Annotated in this window: 13 protein-coding genes, 1 rRNA gene and 3 pseudogenes; 12 read left to right on the top strand and 5 right to left on the bottom strand. The window is 34.2% G+C overall.

Annotated features, from left to right (window positions below; translation table 11 throughout):
- Positions 1-68: 68 nt before the first annotated feature.
- Both ACZZ95_RS11180 and ACZZ95_RS11175 read right to left on the bottom strand, forming a co-directional pair.
- Positions 69-1583, bottom strand: a 16S ribosomal RNA gene (locus ACZZ95_RS11180).
- Positions 1584-2675: 1092 nt separating this feature from the next.
- Positions 2676-3694 (bottom strand): annotated as a pseudogene (locus ACZZ95_RS11175) (LLM class flavin-dependent oxidoreductase).
- 174 nt (positions 3695-3868) lie between these two features.
- Here ACZZ95_RS11175 and ACZZ95_RS11170 point away from each other — a divergent pair.
- The 4 genes from ACZZ95_RS11170 (at position 3869) to ACZZ95_RS11155 (ending at position 9141) form a co-directional block, all read left to right on the top strand.
- Positions 3869-4336 (top strand): DUF2975 domain-containing protein, encoded by a 468-nt coding sequence (locus ACZZ95_RS11170; RefSeq protein ID WP_463469063.1) that lies wholly within the window; start codon positions 3869-3871, stop codon positions 4334-4336.
- Positions 4337-4388: 52 nt separating this feature from the next.
- Positions 4389-4595, top strand: a complete 207-nt coding sequence (locus tag ACZZ95_RS11165; protein ID WP_463469062.1) for a helix-turn-helix domain-containing protein — start codon at positions 4389-4391, stop codon at positions 4593-4595.
- Positions 4596-4712: 117 nt separating this feature from the next.
- Positions 4713-5597 carry an ABC transporter ATP-binding protein gene (locus ACZZ95_RS11160; protein ID WP_463469061.1) on the top strand — a complete coding sequence of 295 codons (885 nt, stop codon included), beginning with the start codon at positions 4713-4715 and terminating at the stop codon, positions 5595-5597.
- 4 nt (positions 5598-5601) lie between these two features.
- On the top strand, positions 5602-9141 hold the full coding sequence (locus tag ACZZ95_RS11155; RefSeq protein WP_463469060.1) for an ABC transporter permease/M1 family aminopeptidase: 3540 nt from the start codon (positions 5602-5604) through the stop codon (positions 9139-9141).
- A gap of 159 nt (positions 9142-9300) precedes the next feature.
- On the opposite strand, the gene ACZZ95_RS11150 is transcribed toward ACZZ95_RS11155, so the two are convergent.
- Complete coding sequence (locus ACZZ95_RS11150) at positions 9301-10536, bottom strand: polysaccharide deacetylase family protein (RefSeq protein WP_463469059.1); 1236 nt, start codon at positions 10534-10536, stop codon at positions 9301-9303.
- A 261-nt stretch (positions 10537-10797) separates the two neighbouring features.
- On the opposite strand from ACZZ95_RS11150, the gene ACZZ95_RS11145 reads away from it, so the two are divergent.
- On the top strand, positions 10798-11634 hold the full coding sequence (locus ACZZ95_RS11145; RefSeq protein ID WP_463469058.1) for an alpha/beta fold hydrolase: 837 nt from the start codon (positions 10798-10800) through the stop codon (positions 11632-11634).
- Positions 11635-11798: 164 nt separating this feature from the next.
- Here ACZZ95_RS11145 and ACZZ95_RS11140 read toward each other — a convergent pair whose 3' ends face one another.
- Together ACZZ95_RS11140 and ACZZ95_RS11135 are read right to left on the bottom strand one after the other, a co-directional pair.
- On the bottom strand, positions 11799-12323 hold the full coding sequence (locus ACZZ95_RS11140; RefSeq protein ID WP_463469057.1) for a sigma-54-dependent Fis family transcriptional regulator: 525 nt from the start codon (positions 12321-12323) through the stop codon (positions 11799-11801).
- The gene (locus ACZZ95_RS11135) at positions 12320-13774 is read right to left on the bottom strand and encodes a sigma 54-interacting transcriptional regulator (protein ID WP_463469056.1); all 1455 of its coding nucleotides are present in this window, start codon (positions 13772-13774) and stop codon (positions 12320-12322) included. The genes ACZZ95_RS11140 and ACZZ95_RS11135 overlap by 4 nt, the downstream gene beginning before the upstream one ends.
- Positions 13775-13982: 208 nt before the next feature.
- Between ACZZ95_RS11135 and ACZZ95_RS11130 the strand changes: the two genes are divergently transcribed.
- The 7 genes and pseudogenes from ACZZ95_RS11130 (at position 13983) to kdpA (ending at position 20534) form a co-directional block, all read left to right on the top strand.
- Positions 13983-14435: a hypothetical protein gene (locus ACZZ95_RS11130; protein ID WP_463469055.1), complete on the top strand. Its 453-nt coding sequence runs from the start codon at positions 13983-13985 to the stop codon at positions 14433-14435.
- A 4-nt stretch (positions 14436-14439) separates the two neighbouring features.
- Complete coding sequence (locus tag ACZZ95_RS11125) at positions 14440-14739, top strand: hypothetical protein (RefSeq protein ID WP_463469054.1); 300 nt, start codon at positions 14440-14442, stop codon at positions 14737-14739.
- Positions 14669-16429 (top strand): tetratricopeptide repeat-containing sensor histidine kinase, encoded by a 1761-nt coding sequence (locus ACZZ95_RS11120; protein WP_463469053.1) that lies wholly within the window; start codon positions 14669-14671, stop codon positions 16427-16429. The genes ACZZ95_RS11125 and ACZZ95_RS11120 overlap by 71 nt, the downstream gene beginning before the upstream one ends.
- 51 nt (positions 16430-16480) lie before the next feature.
- Positions 16481-17835, top strand: a pseudogene (locus ACZZ95_RS11115) (sigma-54-dependent transcriptional regulator).
- Positions 17836-18297: 462 nt separating this feature from the next.
- Positions 18298-18492, top strand: coding sequence for a DUF7674 family protein (locus ACZZ95_RS11110; RefSeq protein WP_463469052.1), 195 nt, complete (start codon positions 18298-18300; stop codon positions 18490-18492).
- 170 nt (positions 18493-18662) lie between these two features.
- On the top strand, positions 18663-18740 hold the full coding sequence (gene kdpF / locus ACZZ95_RS11105) for a K(+)-transporting ATPase subunit F (protein WP_073099479.1): 78 nt from the start codon (positions 18663-18665) through the stop codon (positions 18738-18740).
- Positions 18741-18813: 73 nt separating this feature from the next.
- A pseudogene (gene kdpA / locus ACZZ95_RS11100) lies at positions 18814-20534 on the top strand (potassium-transporting ATPase subunit KdpA).
- The last annotated feature ends 130 nt before the right edge of the window (positions 20535-20664 follow it).

Here is a 20664-nt window from a genome sequence, read left to right as displayed (position 1 = left end):
GATTCAGTTCCTTTAGATAGACATCTTTTTTCCCCATCGTGCAATAATGCTAACAAATGGGGCTCTAGAAAGGAGGTGTTCCAGCCGCACCTTCCGGTACGGCTACCTTGTTACGACTTAGCCCTAGTTACCAGTTTTACCCTAGGCAGCTCCTTGCGGTCACCGACTTCAGGCACCCCCAGCTTCCATGGCTTGACGGGCGGTGTGTACAAGGCCCGGGAACGTATTCACCGGATCATGGCTGATATCCGATTACTAGCGATTCCAGCTTCACGGAGTCGAGTTGCAGACTCCGATCCGAACTGTGACCGGTTTTATAGATTCGCTCCTGGTCGCCCAGTGGTCGCTTCTCTGTACCGGCCATTGTAGCACGTGTGTAGCCCAAGGCGTAAGGGCCGTGATGATTTGACGTCATCCCCACCTTCCTCACAGTTTGCACTGGCAGTCTTGTTAGAGTTCCCGACTTGACTCGCTGGCAACTAACAACAGGGGTTGCGCTCGTTATAGGACTTAACCTGACACCTCACGGCACGAGCTGACGACAACCATGCAAGACCTTGTAAATTGTCTTGCGAAAAGTCTGTTTCCAAACCGGTCAATCTACATTTAAGCCTTGGTAAGGTTCCTCGCGTATCATCGAATTAAACCACATGCTCCACCGCTTGTGCGGGCCCCCGTCAATTCCTTTGAGTTTCATTCTTGCGAACGTACTCCCCAGGTGGGATACTTATCACTTTCGCTTAGCCACTGAAATTGCTTCCAACAGCTAGTATCCATCGTTTACGGCGTGGACTACCAGGGTATCTAATCCTGTTCGCTACCCACGCTTTCGTCCATCAGCGTCAATCAATTAGTAGTAACCTGCCTTCGCAATTGGTATTCCATGTAATCTCTAAGCATTTCACCGCTACACTACATATTCTAGTTACTTCCTAATAATTCAAGTTCAGCAGTATCAATGGCCGTTCCACCGTTGAGCGATGGGCTTTCACCACTGACTTACTAAACCGCCTACGGACCCTTTAAACCCAATGATTCCGGATAACGCTTGGATCCTCCGTATTACCGCGTACGCTGGCACGGAGTTAGCCGATCCTTATTCTTACGATACCGTCAAGCTGATTCACGAATCAGTGTTTCTTCTCGTACAAAAGCAGTTTACAATCCATAGGACCGTCATCCTGCACGCAGCATGGCTGGATCAGGCTTGCGCCCATTGTCCAATATTCCTCACTGCCGCCTCCCGTAGGAGTCTGGTCCGTGTCTCAGTACCAGTGTGGGGGATCTCCCTCTCAGGACCCCTACCCATCGTTGCCTTGGTAAGCCGTTACCTTACCAACAAGCTAATGGGACGCATGCTCATCTTTCACCGTTGTGACTTTAATTATAAAATGATGCCATCCTATAATGCTATGAGGTATTAATCCAAATTTCTCTGGGCTATCCCTCTGTGAAAGGCAGATTGCATACGCGTTACGCACCCGTGCGCCGGTCTCTATCTCCGAAGAAATATACCCCTCGACTTGCATGTGTTAAGCCTGCCGCTAGCGTTCATCCTGAGCCAGGATCAAACTCTTCATCGTATATTGTGTGTCTTAAATAAATCAAGACTAATTATTATGCGATGTTTTCTCTATCGGTTCCTATCGAATCTCTCGATTCTATTACTCTTATTCTTTTGTCTCATCCTGCGACGAGACGGCTGTCAATTCAATATGTCTACGAACGTGTTCTTCTTTTCAATTTCGCTTGTGTTGCAAAGCGGGTGCAAAAGTAGAAAACTTATTTCAAACCGGCAAATGTTTTTTGAAGTTTTTTTTTAGAAAATTTCTTTTCCTTTTTTTCTTCTAAACCTTACCAATCTTTCAATGAACTTTCCCTGTTTGCGGGGTGCAAATGTAACATCCGTTTTCAAATCCCACAAGCTTTTTTGAATCTTTTTTTGAAAAAACTTTTCAGTTTAAAATTCAATGCCTGTCAGTGTTTCAGTGAACGTTTGTCGTTGTTGCGGGTGCAAAAGTACCACCTTTATTTACATTTACAAGCCTTTTTTTTATATTTTTTCCATGTTTTAAACGCTTTTTTCTTAACACTCTGATAACTGATTATTTACAAAACTAATTTTTTCATTATGCTGTAAGTTTTTTCTTCACTAGAGTGCCATTATTATATTTTTACTGCTTTTTACAATGCCTATTTTGTCAATTTTATATTCTTGAAGGCTCTTTTTTGATATTCATCTCCTCTTTCCTTCTTTTGAAAACTACTGCCCTAGCCCCGAATTAAAAATAAAATCCAATTTTTTAAAATCCAAATTCCAATTTTCTTGGATTGTGGGATATGGGACGCGGGCTTCGACTTCGCTCAGCCTGACAAACGGTATTTGAATTCTAAAAACTTCCGCTTCGCTCAGCCTGACATGACTTTACATTTGTCTTAGTAAGTTAGATTAACAAATCAGATTTTAAATAATACCTGCGTATTGCATAAGACGCACTGCTGTGCGTCTCTACGGAAAATTGGATTTTAATTAAAATTAATTCTATATGTATATATATATATATACATATATATATATATATATGTATATATAGGTAAATACAAAAGTAAACCCGACAGGTTTTAAAACCTGTCGGGTTGTGTGAATGAAATCTACTCTTTATATATATGTATACTTATATATGTATACTTTCATTTAAACTGTCGATTACTTCTTTTGTGATCTCAATGCTTTTTAGTTTTGCCTGATGGTCGAAGATTGGGCTTGTTACCATAAGCTCGTCGATTCTGGCGTAGTCTATGAACTTTTTCAAATCGGTTATTAATTGTTCTTTGTTTCCTGTAAAGGTTCCTGCTGTCATTTGGTTTACATGGAAACGTTCTTGTTCGTTCATAATGTCATCTAATGATGGAACGGGCGACTGTAAACCTTTGCGGTCGTTTCTAATTAAGTTCAGAAACATTTGATGTAAACTTGTAGATAATAGCTCTGCTTCTTCGTTTGTATCTGCCGCAATGATATTAAGACAGGCCATTGTTTTGGGTTTGTCTAAATATTCTGAAGGCTGGAAATTTTCGCGGTAAAATTCAAATGCCTGAATCATCAGCTTTGGTGCGAAGTGTCCTGCGAATGCATAAGGCAATCCGTAAGTCGCCGCTAATCGTCGCGCTGTCCATACTTGATCCTAGAATCCAGATTGGGACTTTTAAACCTTCGGCTGGGAATGCACGTACTTTTCCTGTTTCATTTTCTGAAGAAAAATATTCTTGAAGTTTGCTTACATTTTGCGGAAAACGCTGTGCCTGTTCAAAAAAATCTTTTCGAATTGCTTCTGCAGTTGGCTGATCTGTTCCCGGTGCTCTTCCTAAACCTAAATCGATTCGGTTTGGATAAAGCGTTTCAAGGGTTCCGAATTGCTCGGCAACTACTAAAGGAGAGTGATTCGGCGACGATGATTCCGCCAGAACCTACACGGATATTTTTTGTCTGACTTGCTACATAACCAATCAAAACAACTGTTGCTGTACTAGCAACATGTGCCATATTGTGATGTTCGGCCAGCCAAAATCGCTTGTATCCTAAATTATCTGCTAATTGCGCTATGTCTTTTGTTTTTTGAAATGTTTCTGAGGCATTGCTATCCTGAGTGATGATAGCTAGGTCTAATAAAGAGACCGAAATTGGGTTTTTCATATAAAAAAATGCTAGTATACAAAATTAACTCATTTATATGGATGCGTTTTGTTTTCTAATGTTAATAGAATTATAATATTCTTAAAAGAGCTAAGAAGCAGAATTTTCAATAATTAATTATTGTTTTACGATAATTAATTATACATTTGCAATATCAATTTAACTTTTCAGTTTATGAAGACAACTCATATTGTATCAAAAATACTATTTTACTTTACTCGATTTTTGGCTGTTGTTTATTTCTTTCTGGCCTTATATTCTGTTTTTACTTTGCTAACAGGATTATTTTTGACATTTAAGGACAACGGAAGGTATTTTCAGGTTTGTTATCCTTTTACTTCTCATCCTTTAATGCTTGGTGATTATAACGTGCCGTATATTCTTTTTGATTTTTTGGCTCCGTTGAGTTTATATGGACTTTTCTTTTTATTAAGCAGTAATGTTTTTAAGGTATTTTATCAGCCTAAATTATTTACTCCAAATGGAATTTCCCATTTAAGGCGTTTCTATTTATCCAATTTATTGATTCCAATTAGTGTAATTTTTGTGGCTTTCTTTTTTGTTCCGTTGGACAATGAAGTATCCATTTTTATATTGCTCGCACGGAATGCTTGGGGTTTTCGCTTATTTTTTAGCAGCTGATTTTTAAACAAGGTTTAAACCTTCAGAACGAACAAGACTTATTTATATAACTATGCCAATAATTGTAAATGTTGATGTAATGCTTGCCAAACGCAAGATGCAGAGTAAAGAGTTGGCAGAAAAACTAAATATTACACCTGCTAATTTATCGATTCTAAAAACTGGAAAAGCAAAAGGAATCCGGTTTGACACACTCGAAGCTATTTGTAAAATCTTAGACTGCCAGCCTGGCGATATTTTAGAATACACGGCCGAATAGCTTTCTTCTAAATCTTAATTTCTAAACATAATAAGTCGGTTTTTGAAGCCGAGAGGTATTCTATTGCCTAAATTTTTCACATCATAATTTAATTTAATCATCAAAATCAATCAAAAAATGAACAGTTTATCAATCAAAAATCTCAGCAAAACGTACGAGAACGGTACGAAAGCGATTGACCATTTATCGCTTGAAATTACAAACGGAATGTTTGGCTTATTAGGTCCAAACGGCGCAGGAAAGTCAAGCTTAATGCGAACTATTGCTGCTTTGCAGGAACCGACTTCTGGAATTATCGAGTTTAATGGAATTAATATTCTGGAAAATCCAATTTTTATCAGACAAAATCTGGGTTATCTGCCACAGGAATTTGGTGTTTACCCTAAAATTTCTGCTTATCGACTTCTGGATCATCTGGCGGTTTTAAAGGGAATTATCAATAAAAAGGAACGCCACAATCAAATTCTGTATTTGTTGCAAGAGACTAATCTATTACAGCATAAGGACAAGGCGGTTCATTCTTTTTCTGGCGGTATGCGACAAAGGTTTGGCATTGCACAGGCTTTACTGGGAAATCCCAAGATTATTATTGTAGATGAACCAACAGCAGGACTTGATCCCGAGGAAAGAAACCGATTTAATAATCTGCTGAGTGAAATTGGCGAAAGCATTATTGTAGTTCTTTCGACTCACATTGTAGAAGACGTTCGTGATTTATGTCCAAAAATGGCAATTATCTCCAACGGAAAATTGATTTTGGAAGGAAAACCCAACGAAGCAATCGATTCTCTAAAAGATAAAATCTGGATGAAGGCGATTCAAAAACATGAATTAAACGATCACAAATTGAACTTTAATATCATTTCATCACATTTAAATTCAGGTAAAATCAATATTCATGTTTTCTCAAATGAAAGACCCGATTCTGGTTTCGAATTGATCTCGCCAGATTTAAGCGATGTCTATTTTAGTATTTTAAATCAAAATCAACTTAAAAATTAAAGTTATGCTTTCTAAATTAATTCAATTTGAATGGCATAACAACACCAGAAGCTGGACTTTTTATGCCACATTTATTATATATCTGATATTAGGCTTTTTTGTGAGTGCTTTTGCGAACTTCTCTTTTTCGGGTGCTTACAAAAACAGTCCGTATGTGCTTACTTATGCGATTGGTCTGATTTCATTAATGACGATATTTTCGATTACACTTCAAACAGCACAAAGTTTTTTAAAGGAATATGAAACGAAATTCGATTCGATCATTTTCTCCTCTCCTATTTCTAAGTTTCATTATTTGTCGAGTAAATTCATTACCGCATTTGTAATTGCTGTAGTTTCTTTCGGAATGTTTATTATCGGAATGATCGTTGGGCATCAAATGTCATGGCTTGAAAAAAGTGAACTTGGACCTTTTGAAATTATAAATTATGTCTGGCCGTATTTGATCATTGTGATTCCCAATATTTTCTTGTGTCTTTCTATTCTCACAGCTTTAGCTTGGCTTACAAGAAGTAAACTTTTCATTTATGTTGGTGGTTTACTAATTTACATCTTATATATTGCGGGTTCGATTTTTTCTAATTCTCCTCTATTTGCGAATGCTTCTCCATCTTCGGCGAAAGCCATGTCTCTGGCGACAAAAATAGATCCGTTTGGTTTGGTCGCTTTTTTAGAACAAACGAGATATTGGACAGCGATTGAAAAAAACACAGAACTGTTTTCGCTTTCGGGGAACTTTTTATTCAATCGGATTCTTTGGATTTTGGTTTCGATGCTTTTACTTTTTATTTCGTATCGATTGTTTTCTTTCCGAAAAACGAAAACCAAAAAAGTCAAAACGCCTAAAATTATTTCAAAAGAAGTAAATGTGCTTTCTTCGGAAATTCCAAAAAACATCGAATTCAAAACTTTCAGACATAATTTTACTGTTTTTAAAAGCAATATTAAAATGGATATTTTTTTGATTCTAAAAGGAATTCCGTTTTTGTTGATTGTTCTCTTATTTTCTGGATTGTTAATGATTGAGATTTCAGATGAAATTGACGGCGGTATTAGATTAGCGGAAAAAACTACCGATACGGCTTTGTTGCTTACAACCATAATGGACCGTCTGCCTTTTATTCTGATCTTGATTCTTCTTTTTTATAGCAGTGAATTATTAAACCGAAGTGAGAATTCGAAATTTGAAATGCTGGAGAATACAGCGCCTTATTCTCAATTTGCAGTTTTATTGGCGAAATTGACGTCACTTTTTATAATTCCGTTAATCCTTATTTGTATCAGTATTTTGATTGGATGCGCATTTCAGATTGCTAATTCTAATGCTCCAATCGAAATTGGTCTTTATCTTTCTTTATATTATTATCTGGGATTTCCGTTGTTGTTGATTTCAATAATGATTATTGCGATTCAGACTTTTATTAAAAACAAATATATAGGACTTTCAGTTGTCGCTTTTGTCTGCATTTTGTTTTGTACTGGAGTTGGAGAACAATTGGGTATTTCGCATCCATTATTACGATTTGCAAATCCGTTTAAAACAGAATATTTGGATTTGAATGGTTTCGGAAGATATACTTTCCCATTTCATATTTCGATGTTGTACAATTTCGGATTGGCTTTAATTCTGCTGACTTTGACAGGGATTTTATGGAAAAGAAATGCTTCAATCGTAAAAACCTTTCGAAGAAATTCATTTAATATTATTCAAAAAACAACTTTAGGTTTTGGAATCATCCTTTTTATTGGTTTTGGAAGTTACCTTTTTTATAAAACTAACATCGAATATCCATATTTAACCGAAGACGATCAGAATAACTGGAGCGAAAAATATGAAAATCAATTGAAAAAATATACAAATCTGGCACAGCCTACAATTGTTTCAGTAAAAAGTAAAGTCGACTTATTTCCAGAAGAAAACCGCTATGAAGTTAAAGGCAGTTATGAGTTAATCAATAATTCTGAAAAACCAATTGATAGTTTACTCCTATATATAGATCGAAATTCTAAACTGACTTCTATTGAGATTCCGAATTCTAAAAAACTAGAAGATGTTTCAACATTTCATCATTATTGGTATCGATTGGAAAAATCTTTAGAACCTCAACAAAAAATGAAAATAAACTTTTCATTTGAGTCATCATGGTCGCCATTTAAAGGACATACGCCATTTAATTCAATAATCGAAAATGGTTCTTTTATGCGTATAAGCCGTTACTTTCCTCTTTTTGGTTATCAAGAATCTAATGAAATCAGCAGTAAAAAAGAACGAGCCAAAAGACATTTAAAACCACAGACGCCTCTTAAAAAACTGGAAGATAAATCGGAAATCAAATACGATTTTGTTGATTATGATGCTGTTGTTTCAACTTCAGAAAATCAAACTGCAATTGGTGTTGGAGATTTAATTGAAAACTGGAAAAAAGGCGATCGCAATTATTTTCATTATCAATCAAATGGCAAGATTCCGTTTCGATTTGCTTTCGCTTCCGCGGAATATCAAATCAAAAAAACAAATTATAAAGGTATTTCGATTGAAGTTTTTTATGATAAAAGACATTCTAGAAACATTGAAAAGTTAATTCAGGATGTAAAGAATACGTTAGATTACTGTCAAAATAATTTTGGAAAATATCCGTATAAATCCATTCGCTACGCCGAAGTTTCTGCTTTCGCCGATGGATTTGCCGCGACTTCCTATCCGTCGACAGTTTTTATGAAAGAGAATTTTGGTTTTTACAGCGATCTTACCAATAAAGACAAAGAAGATGTAATTAACCAATTAACGGCTCATGAAATGTCGCACGAATGGTGGGGAAATACGCAGATAAGTCCGGAACAAAAGGAAGGAAGCTGGATTTTGACCGAAACTTTGGCGCAGTATACAGAGCTGATGTTGTATGAAAAAGAACATGGTTTGGAAAAAGCGCTGGAAACTTTAAAAATTCATCTCGATTTATATCTAAGCGCCCGAAGTTACGATCCTGAAACACCTTTATACAAAACTAACTACGACACGCCGCATTTACCTTATGACAAAGGAATGATTATAATGCATCAATTGCGAATGTTAATTGGGGAAGAAAAAGTAAATCTGGCTTTGAAAAATTTTTTACATCAGTATAAATATCCAAATCCGTTTCCTGATTCTGAGGATTTATTAAAAGAGATTTATGCCGTAACGGATAAAAAACTGCATTCTAAATTAGATGAAATGTTTAAGCAGATTATTACCTATTCTTCAAAAATAGAATCGGTTACAAGCACTAAAAAAAATGGTTTTTATGAAATTTCTTTTAAAGCTGTTTCTGAAAAATATCAGGAAAATGCAACTGGAGTACGAACACAAATTACAAACGACGCAACAATCGATATTGGAATTTACGATGAAAACCGAAAGTTATTCCATTATACTTTCCTTATAAAAAACAATAAAATCGAAGGTAAAATTAAACTTAAAACAAAACCTCAACGCATTGTTATTGATCCATATTTAATGAATATAGATACTTTTATAAAAGACAACGAAAAGGAAATTGATTAGTTTGTAATTATTTAAACACATAGAAACATAGTTTTCTCTCTATCTTAAAAAGAAGATTAAAAGAAACTAGTTTCTAACACATAGCTATAAAACGCCTTTTACCAGTTGCAAAAACTATGTTTCTATGTGTTTATTTTTTTTAGCCACAGATTAATTGGATTATTTCCATTGAATTAAAATCTGTTTATGAGTTGTTTTTCCGTCGTCTTTAATTTTAAAATGTGAATTATTGTTTTCTATTTCAAATTTTGAAGAGGTATCAATTAGTAATGAAATATCGCGATTTCTGAATTTTTCTGGAATTTCAGGTAACACGATTGTCACTTCAATTTCTTTATTCGTCTGCTTGTATTCGACTTTAATTCTGTCTCTTAACCAAATATATTCGTAGACTTCCTGCCACGGCGCCATCCAGATGGAATCGTTTCCTTTTACGCCGTATTTATTAGAAAGCGTTGTCATATAATATTTAAAATCAGGAAAACGCATGCTTAAATTCCACAGATTTCCATTTCCTGTTCCGTGTGTAAATTCGTTAAACCAAACTGTATTGGGTTGTTTAACAATCGAATCTAAGGTTTTTAAATAACGATCCATTGTTTCAAAACTGGTTGTGTCTTTTGAACTCTGCACAAAAGTTCTCGCAGATATCATTTTATCTAAATTCATTTTAGAATCAACGTTAAAAACTGGACCAACTCCTTTATAAGATGCAACAGAAAGAAATCCGTTAGCAAGTGCTTCTTTCTCATATTCCAAATGATAATCTGGATCTCCTTCTCCGCCTGGAACTACAAAATGAGACATTGTAAAATCAAGATTTTGCTTTATCGAAGTAGTATTTTCGGTTACTTCTGTCGAATAATTCGTGCCGTGCTTTGTTGCATGATGAAAACTGTGATTCAAAATATCCCAGCCAGCATTGTACATTTCCTTTATTTCTGGCCAGGAAAGATGTCCGCGGTTTGTTGGTAAATCGCCAATTGAACCGCCGTTGACTGCCAGAGCCAATTTAAACGGAATTTTATTTCCTAATCCGTCTGAATAGAAAAGTCCTTTTGAAATTGTTCCGTCGCCTCCTTGATCGATTTTCCATTCGTTTTGGTTTGGACTACTTATTTTTCCGCCATACAATAATGGAAATGCTGTTAAATAAGCTGATCTGTATCCATCGTCAAGCGTAAAACTATAGGCGAAATGTTTATTGAATTTTAAAGGCGCTGGTTTTATTTTGACTTTACTATCCGATTTTAATTTGATTCTAAAGAAAATAGTTTTAGCCTTTGTGGAATCTTTTTTAGCATTAAAATCATTTGCAAAAGAAAAAGAAACCGAAATAATCAGCAGAACTAAAGTGAATAAAAGTGGTTTTATCTCGTTATGTGGTATTTTCATTTTAAAGGTCAGGGTTAGATTTTCTAAAGGTACATTTTCTTTAAACATAAATTCATGTGATCAATTGAGCGTGGATAAAACAGATTCGCTTTGCGAAAATGCTGATTGACGCAGATTTGATTTTTTATTAATAAAACCAAAAATTAAAAATCCGTTTTTATCCCAATAAAAATTGATATTTCAATACCTCAAAAAGTATTTAACGAAATATAATAATTCGAAAAGGAACAATATTACTTTAAACTCATAAAAATCAACACTTTGCAAAGAGGCATATCATTTGTATTTCACGATTTATCTAAAAATCCTGTTATGTATCTTTCAAGTGCCAAAACGATAGTATTTATTTCGGGAGCTTTTGTGAGCCATTTGTATTGGGGGAAATGGCTCACTTTTTTTGAAAATAAAGGATATAAAGTTGTGGCACCTCCGTGGCTTCATAAAAATGATAGCGCTTCAAATTTAAGAGAGCAAAATCTGCGTGTGAAAATTGGGTCTATCACTTTATTTGATCTTTTGTGTTATTATACCGAAATCATAGAAAAACTTCCTGAGAAACCTATTTTAGTAGGACATTCTTACGGAGGACTTTTGGTACAATTACTGGTTCAGAAAGATTTAGCCGAAGCGGGAATCTGCATTAATTCTTTTCCGCCAAAAGGCTTTACGACTTTAAAACTTTCATTTTATAAAATTATTTTACGCTTTTCTTGCGCGATTTTTTCTTCTAAAAAAACTTTGCTTTTATCGTTTGAAAATTGGAAGAATCTGTTTTTTAACGACATATCAAATCAAGAACAAAAAACAGAATATGCTCAATTCGTTATTCCCGAATCTAAAAAAGCATTGCGTAATTTGTTTTCAAAACAAGCAAAAATCAATTTTAGAAAAAAACATATTCCGCTTTTCTTTATTTCCTCTTCTAAAGATGAAATTATTCCGCCAAAATTGGTTCATTGGAATTTTAGAAAACATAGAAATTTACATTCCATAACTTGTTATAAAGAATTTAAAAACAAAAATCATTTTGTAATTCTTCATTACGAATGGCAGGAAGTGGCGGAAAGTATTGCAAAATGGATTGAAAAAGTAATTTGAAATTGTAATTAAACACATAGAAACCTAGTGTGTATTACCGCTAAAAGGCGTTTCACTTGCGTTAACAAACAAAGCTAACTATGTGTTAGAAACTAGTTTCTTTTCATTTTCTTTTTAGTTAAAGAAAAAACTATGTTTCTATGTGTTATATTTTATACAGTAGATTAACTAATTTCCCGCTTAATTTCTAACTTCTTAATTTTTGAATTTAAAGTGGAAGGGTGAATATCTAAAATTTCGGTCGCTCCGCCTGCGCCTGATATTTTTCCGTTACATTTCTTAAGGATATATAAAATGTAATCCCGTTCATTTTCTAAAATAGTTTTAATTGAAAATGAATCCATATTTTGTTGTGGATGCATTTTTGATGAAGATGAAAATTCAACTGTTTTAATCGTATTTCCTTCCGTCAACAATAATGTACGCTGTATAAGATGCTCCAATTCCCTGATGTTTCCCGGCCAGTCGTAACTTGTAATTTGCTGTAAGGCATTATCAGAAAGCATTGGTATTTTTCGATTCATGCGATCGCTGTATACTTTTATAAAATGATCTGCCAATTCTGGGATATCTTCTTTTCTCTTTTTAAGCGAAGGAACTAAAATTGGAAAAACATGAAGTCGATAATACAAATCCATTCTAAAACGTCCAGCGACGACTTCTTCTTCGAGGTTTTTATTGGTTGTCATGCGATAATTCTAACATCAATCTTTATGGGCATAAGTCCGCCAACGCGTTCTATTTCACGTTCTTGCAATACACGCAGTAATTTTACCTGAAGTTCTAAAGGCATCTCTCCTATTTCATCAAGGAAAATAGTTCCGCCGTTTGCCAGTTCAAATTTACCAATTCGTTTTTCCGAAGCGCCCGTAAAAGCCCCTTTTTCATGTCCGAACAATAATGATTCTGCTAGGTTTTCAGGAATAGCGCCACAGTTTATAATGATAAGCGGTTTGTCTTTTCGAGGTGATAAATCATGAATGCTTTTGGCAATTTTTTCTTTTCCCGTTCCGCTTTCGCCTAAAATTAAAACCGAAGTATCAGACGGTGCTACTTTTTTGATGTAATTAAAAACCGTTACCATTTGAGAACTATTTCCAATTATTCCCTCAAAACCAGTTTTTACATTTTCAACTTTTTCCCTTTTAACAGGAATTTCTTTTGTCTCTGTAATTAGTGTGGCAGGCGAATAAAAACGAGAAATAAATTTTGAAAATGTATTTTCAAGATTAGATAATAATTTCAGATTTTCATTTGAATAAATATTGAAATTACGGCTGTAGAAAGTCAAGCAAAAACGCTCCGAAACTGCAATCAATAGCGGAAAAACCAAATACGATTTGATTCCGAAATTATGTGAAATAATTCCTTTTATTGGTGCCGACTGAAAATTATTAATCAGCGATTCTTCACTGTAAATAATAGGTTTTAGATCAATCTGCGATTTTATATAGGTTTCGTTTAATTCTTTTATAGAGATATCAGCAATCTGCGAAAGCTTTTGTACGTTGATAATTTGATATTGATCGATATTTTTTCTGATGATTCCGAGATTGGAATATTCATCTGCACTTACAAACCCAGCCTCTAAATAATCAAAACAAACAAAAGTCTGAATGATTTTGGCAAAAGCCAGTAAAGCTTCTTCGAGTTTGAGGTTGGAATTGATTATTTCTGTAATCTCGTTTTTCAATTCTAACTGTCGCATTAACTGCGATTCAAGACTGTATTCTTGTCTGTAAAAAGCAATTTCGAGAGTAGTCAAAATATCCTGTTCTCTAAACGGTTTTACAATAAATCCGTATGGATGTGTAGTTTTGGCTTGGTCTAAAATTCTCTTGCTTGAATTGGCAGAAATAAAAATAAAGCCGATATTTTTTTCTTTTAAAACGTGCGCCAGTTCGATTCCGTTTTTATCTCCTTTGAGCATAATATCAACAAATACCAAATCTGGTTTCTGGGTCTGAATTACATCCAAAGCTTGATCTACCGAACGCACAATCCCGATCACTTTATAATTTGCTTTTTCGAGAATTAATTGCAAATCATGCGCTTCAATAAATTGATCTTCTACAATTAAAATTTGTTTTTGAAAGTCATTTTCGTCAGATTGAGGGCTTTTATCAGACAAGGTTCCCATAAATGTAGTATTATTTATATTATAATCCCGTAATTCACTGCTATAAAAATAGTTAAATAACCTCAGTAATTTCAGTGTTTTGAAAAAATTGTACCAAAAAAACCATATTTAATGTGAATTTTCTTGATATTTTTCAAAAAAAGCGAACTTCTTTATTTCTATATTTGTTTTACCAAAAACCATCCAAAAACCTAATATTTAACAAATTATGAAGCGATTCGTTATTTACTATTTGCTTTTATTCGTTACCACTTCATCATTGGCACAACTACCTCCAGCAGTTGCCAAATATGATCTTCCTAAAAAAAGATTATTGATACAAGCCTCCTCGATGTATTTGTACAATGCCAATCAAGGTGCAATTGATGTCGACAGTGCCGTAGTTGTCGCTTGCAAAGCATATAAACTCCCTGTTTCGTTAAGTTACGATGAGGGTTTTTATGATGATGCTAAACTAATTGGAAATGATTTAATCCAGAAAGGCGATATCAATTCTGTACAAAAACTTTTGGCTAAATCAAAAGGAGAAGACAGAATCAAACTATTGCTTCAGTTAGGAAGTTTTTATTTATTTAAACCCGGTATGAAACCACAGGATTTAAAAAATGCAGACTTATATATAAAGCAAGCTGTTGCCGCCAGTAAGCGAACTTTAAAATAAAAAAATGGCAGCAGAAGAAAGTTTACTATTGTTAGGTAAATATTATTATCAGGCCAATAATCCGATCGAAGGCAAAAATTGTTTTACGAAAGTTATAGACGAATGCCGAAAACAAAATGATAAACGAAGTCTTGCCGAAGCGCTAGATGCTTATGGAACTCTTTTATTTAATCTTGATCCCGAAAAAGAAAAAGATCCTGCAGGAAGCTGTTTCGCTTTATGCGTCTTTAGGAATGGAAGAGAAAAGAATCGAAAATTACATGAAGATTACGACTATTTATTTTTGGGGAAGAAAAATAAATGAGGCCAAAAAAAGGTTATACCAAAATTTAGCCGATTTACGAAAAATCAATTTCACACATCAGCAGTTTGCAGAAACAACAATTGTTTATATTGAATTATTTCAGCACAATATACAAACAGCTTTATATTATGCCTTGAAAAGTGTAAAAAGAATGGACGTTGAAAAGGATTACACTTTTGGAGATGTTTTTTATATGCGTTTGGGAGATGTTTATAACCATTATGGTCATCATGAAGAAGCATTAGAATTATACAAAAAAAGTATAGATATAGGCCGACAGACAATTGACACTGGAACTTGGTATAAAAGTTTTTACAGCGCTGTAGCCGCTTTATCCCTAAAAGGAAAAACGAAAGAAGCTATTGGCTACATCAATTCAATGACAGAAAAATATCCTCCTAAAAGTATTTTCGATAAAATGTCTGTTGCTTATATTAAGGCTAATTGTTATGAAGTATTAAAAGATTTTGCTCGGGCCGAAAAGTATTTTAAAGAAACAGCTTATTACGCTGGTCAGTTAAATAGCCCCGAAACATTTAGAGAAGTTATTCATGAATATACGATTATAGCGTTATTTTATATCAGGATCAAAAAACCAGAAGAGGCAAAATTTTATGCTGATAAGGTTTTTTCTCTTATGAGAACTAAAGACACAACTTATAATTCAGAAGCGCTTCAGCTTTTATTGTATAAAACAGATTCTATTAAAGGAAATTATAAAGATGCTTTAGTGCATTTTCAGGATTATAAAAAAATAACCGATTCTGTTCATGGAGTTGACAAAAACAAACAAATCGATGAACTTAAAATTCAATATGAAACAGCCAATAAAGAACAAAAAATTAAGCTTTTAAACAATCAGGATAAATTGCAAAAAAGCGAACTTCAAAAATCCAAGCTTTTAAATAGCGTATCGATTTGGAGTTTGGTTTTATTACTGATTATCATTGCGTTATTATTTAACAGATATCGTTTAAAACAACGAAATCACGCTAAACTTGAAATCAAAGAAAAAGAAATCAACCAGAAAAATACTAATCTGAAACATTTATTGGATGAAAAAGAATGGCTGTTGAAGGAAATTCATCATCGGGTAAAAAATAATCTGCAGACAGTCATTAGTCTTTTGAATTCGCAATCGGCTTATTTGGATAATGATATGGCTTTATCGGCGATAAAAAACAGTCAGCACAGGATTCATTCCATGTCTTTAATTCATCAAAAATTATATAGCTCAGAAAATATTTCAACAATTAATATGCCCAATTACATTAAGGAATTGGTCGAATATTTACGAGAATCTTTTTCGCTTGGGCAGAGAATTCGTTTTGATGTTAAAGTTGATCCGCTTGAATTGGATGTGGCACACGCAGTCCCGCTTGGATTGATTTTGAATGAAGCAATTACAAATTCGATTAAATATGCTTTTCCCGAAGATCGAACTGGAATGATTTACGTAACGCTGGAAACCAAAGCCGAAAATCAATACCTACTGACAATTTCTGATAACGGAATTGGTTTTGATCTGGACGGCGCCGATAAAAAAGCAAACTCATTCGGAATGATGCTAATAAAAGGTTTAACCGATGATCTGGACGGAAAATTAAGCATCGGAAATAATAACGGAACCGTTTTGAAAATCGAATTTTCGCAAGAATTTCCTCTGAATCAAAAAAGGCAAATGATTTAAAACCTAAATTTGTATCACGAAAATAAATTTCGTTTCTAGCTTTTTCCTTAAATGACACACAAAATTTTAATTATAGACGACGAAGAAAAACTTAGAAGTCTGCTGGCACGTATTATAAAATCGGAAGGATTTGAAGTTTTTGAAGCCAAAGATTTAAAATCAGGTTTTAAAAAACTCGAACAAACTGATATTGATGTGGTTTTGTGTGATGTAAAACTCCCTGATGGAAACGGCGTTGATTTTCTGCAAAACATAAAAAGCAGTTTTCCTTTGATTGAAGTTATTTTACTAACCGCTTTCGGAAATATTCCAGACGGCGTTCAGGCCATGAAAAATGGTGCTTTTGATTATATTGTAAAAGGCGATGATAACGATAAAATTATTCCGCTTCTTTATAAAGCGGTAGAAAAAGTACAGTTGCAGAAAAAAGTGCGCAGCTCGAAAAACGTATTGGCAAGAAATATTCTTTCAATACCATTATAGGAAAATCAAAAGGAATTGAACAGGTTATTGATCTCGCACAAAAAGTCGCTAAAACAGATTCGACAGTTTTACTAACCGGCGAAACTGGAACTGGAAAAGAAGTTTTTGCACAGGCAATTCATGAAAACAGCCTTCGCGTTGGCAAATCATTTGTGGCGCTAAACTGTAGTACTTTCAGTAAAGAAATTCTTGAAAGTGAATTATTCGGACACAAACAAGGTGCTTTTACCGGAGCTTTAAAAGATAAAAAAGGTTTTATTGAAGAAGCCAATGGCGGTACTCTATTTTTGGATGAAATTGGTGAAATGCCAATTGATCTTCAGGCTAAATTATTACGTGTTTTAGAAACTTCCGAATATATTCCGGTTGGCGATACCACGCCAAGAAAATCAAATTTCAGATTAATTGCCGCCACAAATAGAGATTTAAAAACAGAAAGTGAAGAACATCGTTTCCGTTCTGATTTATATTTCCGTTTGAATATCTTTGAAATAAAATTGCCTTCTCTAAAAGAAAGAATCAAAGATATTGCACTATTGGCGAATTATTTCGTCAAGCAATTTTCTGAAAAAACAAATAAAAAAACTTTAAATATAGCCGATGATTTTCTGGAGAAATTAGAAAATTATTCTTGGCCGGGAAATATTCGCGAACTTAAAAATATCATCGAAAGATCGGTTATTTTGAGTAATGGAGATACTTTAACTTCAGATGTTCTGCCTTATGAAATGCAAGATCAGCCAGAAAAACCTACCAAATCTATGTCGGCTTTCTCTATGCAAAGTATTGAGAAACTTCATATACAAAAGGTTTTGAATTATACTAAAGGCAATAAAGCGGAAACGTCCAGATTGTTGGAAATTGGAATTGCGACTTTATATAGAAAATTGGAAGAATATGGGATTGAAAATTCCAAAATTTAAATTCCAAATTTCAAGTAAAATAACAATGTCAAATTCAATTTTTAAAGCTTCAAAAGAAGCGAAATATTTATAGAATTATTTATTGCCAATGATGTAAAGCTCCAGAGGAGCGACACCTACGCAATCCAAAAAAATATTTCACCCCGCTTGGGGCTCTGATGACTATGATTCTTTATTTCTATAAATATTTCGCTCCTCCGGAGCTTGACAATAACATATCAAAACGAGAAAAGCTTATCAAAATGATAAGCTTTTTTTATGCGTATTTTTTGGCACAAAAACACATTCCTTTTATTGACAGCACTTTAACTGTAACTTGACTTTTTCGGAACATATTTTGGCATAAGGAGGAAGAACATTAAAATTTCATCCAAATGAAAAATCAAGTCACCTCAATCTACAAACAAGCGGAACGTTTTGCCGAGATAACAAAAAAATCTATTATTTCCGGCAACATCGTTCGTGCAAAAAAAATGCTTAGCTCTTGCCGAACGTTTGTTTATAACGGGAAGCATCGAAACTAAAAATGCCATTTCTAATGTCTATGTTTTCTCAGTTTCTTCTTTTATGGAAGTGCGTCACTGCAATATTTCACATCTTTTTCCACAAACGCTTAAAGCAGAATATATCAAGCAGGTTAATGCGTCTGGCGTGTAAAAGTTTAATCGGTTAACTGTTTAATTGTTTAATCGGAAAATCTAAAATCTAAAATCTGAACTCTAAAATCTAAAATAAATTATATGATCACAATTCTTTTACTCGCATTGGCTGTTTTGCTGTTTGCGATTTGTTTTAAATCTGTTGAATTTTTTGAAAAAATCTAAATCATGACTGCACTATTTATTATTTCAATCGCCGTTTTCGTGTATTTGATTTACGTATTAATCAAACCCGAAAAATTTTAAAAAATGAATTTTTAGAATTTAAGATTGTCTCAAAAAATCTAAAATCTAAAATCAACAATCTAAAATTAAATATATGAATACAGAATTATTAGGCGTCATTGGTATTTTTATCCTCACCATTGTTTTGGCAATTCCTTTAGGAAAATATATTGCTAAAGTTTTCTTGGGAGAAAAAACACTTCTTGACCCAATTTTCAATCCAATTGAAAAATTTATTTTCAAAATCAGCGGAATTAATTCCAATGAAGAAATGAACTGGAAACAGCACTTAAAAGCACTTTTGAGCATTAACATGGTTTGGTTCTTTCTTTGTTTTTTTGTTCTGATGTTTCAAGGTTCTTTACCATTAAACCCAGATAATAATCCATCGATGACGCCTGATCTGGCATTTAATACCTCCATTTCATTTTTAGTCAATTGCGATTTACAGCATTATTCTGGCGAAAGCGGTGTTTCTTATTTATCTCAAATGGTTTTAATGTTCCTGCAATTTGTTTCAGCTGGAGTTGGAATAGTCGCTGCCGCAATAGTTTTTACTGCAATGAGAGAAAGAAGTGCCGATAAATTAGGGAATTTCTACAACAATTTCATCAAAAGCTGTACTCGTATTTTATTGCCTCTTTCTGCAATTGTTGCTGTTGTTTTAGTTTTCAGTGGTACTCCAATGACTTTTGAAGGAAAAGATGCCATTACAACTTTACAAGGCGATAACGTAGAAGTTTCACGCGGACCAGCAATCGCTTTTATTGCGATTAAACATATTGGTACAAATGGAGGTGGTTTTTTTGGAGCTAATTCGGCACATCCGTTAGAAAACCCAACTTATGTAACAAATGCCGTTGAACTTTGGGCGCAAATGATTATTCCGTTTGCGATGATTTTTGCACTTGGATTTTTCCTTAACAAAAGAAAATTCTCTTATATCATTTTTGGTGTAATGACGGTTGGATTCTTACTATTAGTAATTCCAACAATCTCAAGCGAACTTAACGGAAATCCTGCCATTGAAAAAATGGGAATCGCTCAGGCAACTGGAGCTATGGAAGGAAAAGAAGTTCGGTTTGGGCCCGCAATTTCAGGATTCTGGAGTATTGCTACAACCGTAATTTCTACAGGTTCTGTAAATAGTATGCACGATAGTGCGATGCCGGTTTCTGGAGCGATGCAATTATTGGCAATGATGGTCAATGCTTTTTACGGAGGCTGTGGCGTGGGTTACCTCAACTTTTATATTTTCATTATTCTGGCTGTATTTATTTCCGGATTAATGGTTGGTCGTACTCCTGAATTTTTAGGAAAGAAAATTGAAGCTCGGGAAGTTAAAATCGCCGCTTTTATTGCTATTCTTCATCCTTTATTGATATTAGCAGGAACAGCTTTAGCATCTTATTTTGTCGCACATGATACCGCAATGGGTTATTGGTTTAGCGGAAATGCAACAGGCTGGCTAAACAATCCTGGAAATCACGGATTCTCTGAAATGTTATACGAATATACTCGAGCGCCGCTAATAACGGTTCTGGATTTGAAGGTTTAGGAGATAACAATCCGTTCTGGAATATCTCTACAGGAATTGTTTTATTGTTAAGCCGTTTCATTCCGATTATTGGGCCATTGGCGATTGCAGGTTTATTGGCCAATAAAAAATACATTCCTGAAAGTGCGGGAACTTTAAAAACGGATACTACAATTTTTGGTATAATGGTTTTTGCTGTGATTGCAATTATTGTCGCTTTATCATTCTTTCCAGCTTTGGCTTTAGGTCCATTAGCTGAATATTTTACAATCAAATAATAACTCATTTTTCAATGCTGAAAATTTAAACACATAGAAACATAGAATTTAATTATCTAAAACGTAATGTATTTCAATATAGCCCGCGGTTTCAACCGTGGGAGACACGGAGACGATAAGGATTGTGTTA

This window comes from Flavobacterium sp. AC267, from assembly GCF_979258715.1.
The sequence above is the reverse complement of the archived record's forward strand: the minus strand, read 5'-3'. Positions and strand labels throughout refer to the sequence as shown.

Excerpts from the sequence above, each read along its gene's own strand:
- ACZZ95_RS11170 (WP_463469063.1), top strand. The coding sequence starts at position 3,869 with ATGAAGACAACTCATATTGTATCAAAAATACTATTTTACTTTACTCGA.
- ACZZ95_RS11165 (WP_463469062.1), top strand. The coding sequence starts at position 4,389 with ATGCCAATAATTGTAAATGTTGATGTAATGCTTGCCAAACGCAAGATG.
- ACZZ95_RS11160 (WP_463469061.1), top strand. The coding sequence starts at position 4,713 with ATGAACAGTTTATCAATCAAAAATCTCAGCAAAACGTACGAGAACGGT.
- ACZZ95_RS11155 (WP_463469060.1), top strand. The coding sequence starts at position 5,602 with ATGCTTTCTAAATTAATTCAATTTGAATGGCATAACAACACCAGAAGC.
- ACZZ95_RS11150 (WP_463469059.1), bottom strand. The coding sequence starts at position 10,536 with ATGAAAATACCACATAACGAGATAAAACCACTTTTATTCACTTTAGTT.
- ACZZ95_RS11140 (WP_463469057.1), bottom strand. The coding sequence starts at position 12,323 with ATGACAACCAATAAAAACCTCGAAGAAGAAGTCGTCGCTGGACGTTTT.
- ACZZ95_RS11135 (WP_463469056.1), bottom strand. The coding sequence starts at position 13,774 with ATGGGAACCTTGTCTGATAAAAGCCCTCAATCTGACGAAAATGACTTT.
- ACZZ95_RS11130 (WP_463469055.1), top strand. The coding sequence starts at position 13,983 with ATGAAGCGATTCGTTATTTACTATTTGCTTTTATTCGTTACCACTTCA.
- ACZZ95_RS11125 (WP_463469054.1), top strand. The coding sequence starts at position 14,440 with ATGGCAGCAGAAGAAAGTTTACTATTGTTAGGTAAATATTATTATCAG.
- ACZZ95_RS11120 (WP_463469053.1), top strand. The coding sequence starts at position 14,669 with ATGGAAGAGAAAAGAATCGAAAATTACATGAAGATTACGACTATTTAT.
- kdpF (WP_073099479.1), top strand. The coding sequence starts at position 18,663 with ATGACTGCACTATTTATTATTTCAATCGCCGTTTTCGTGTATTTGATT.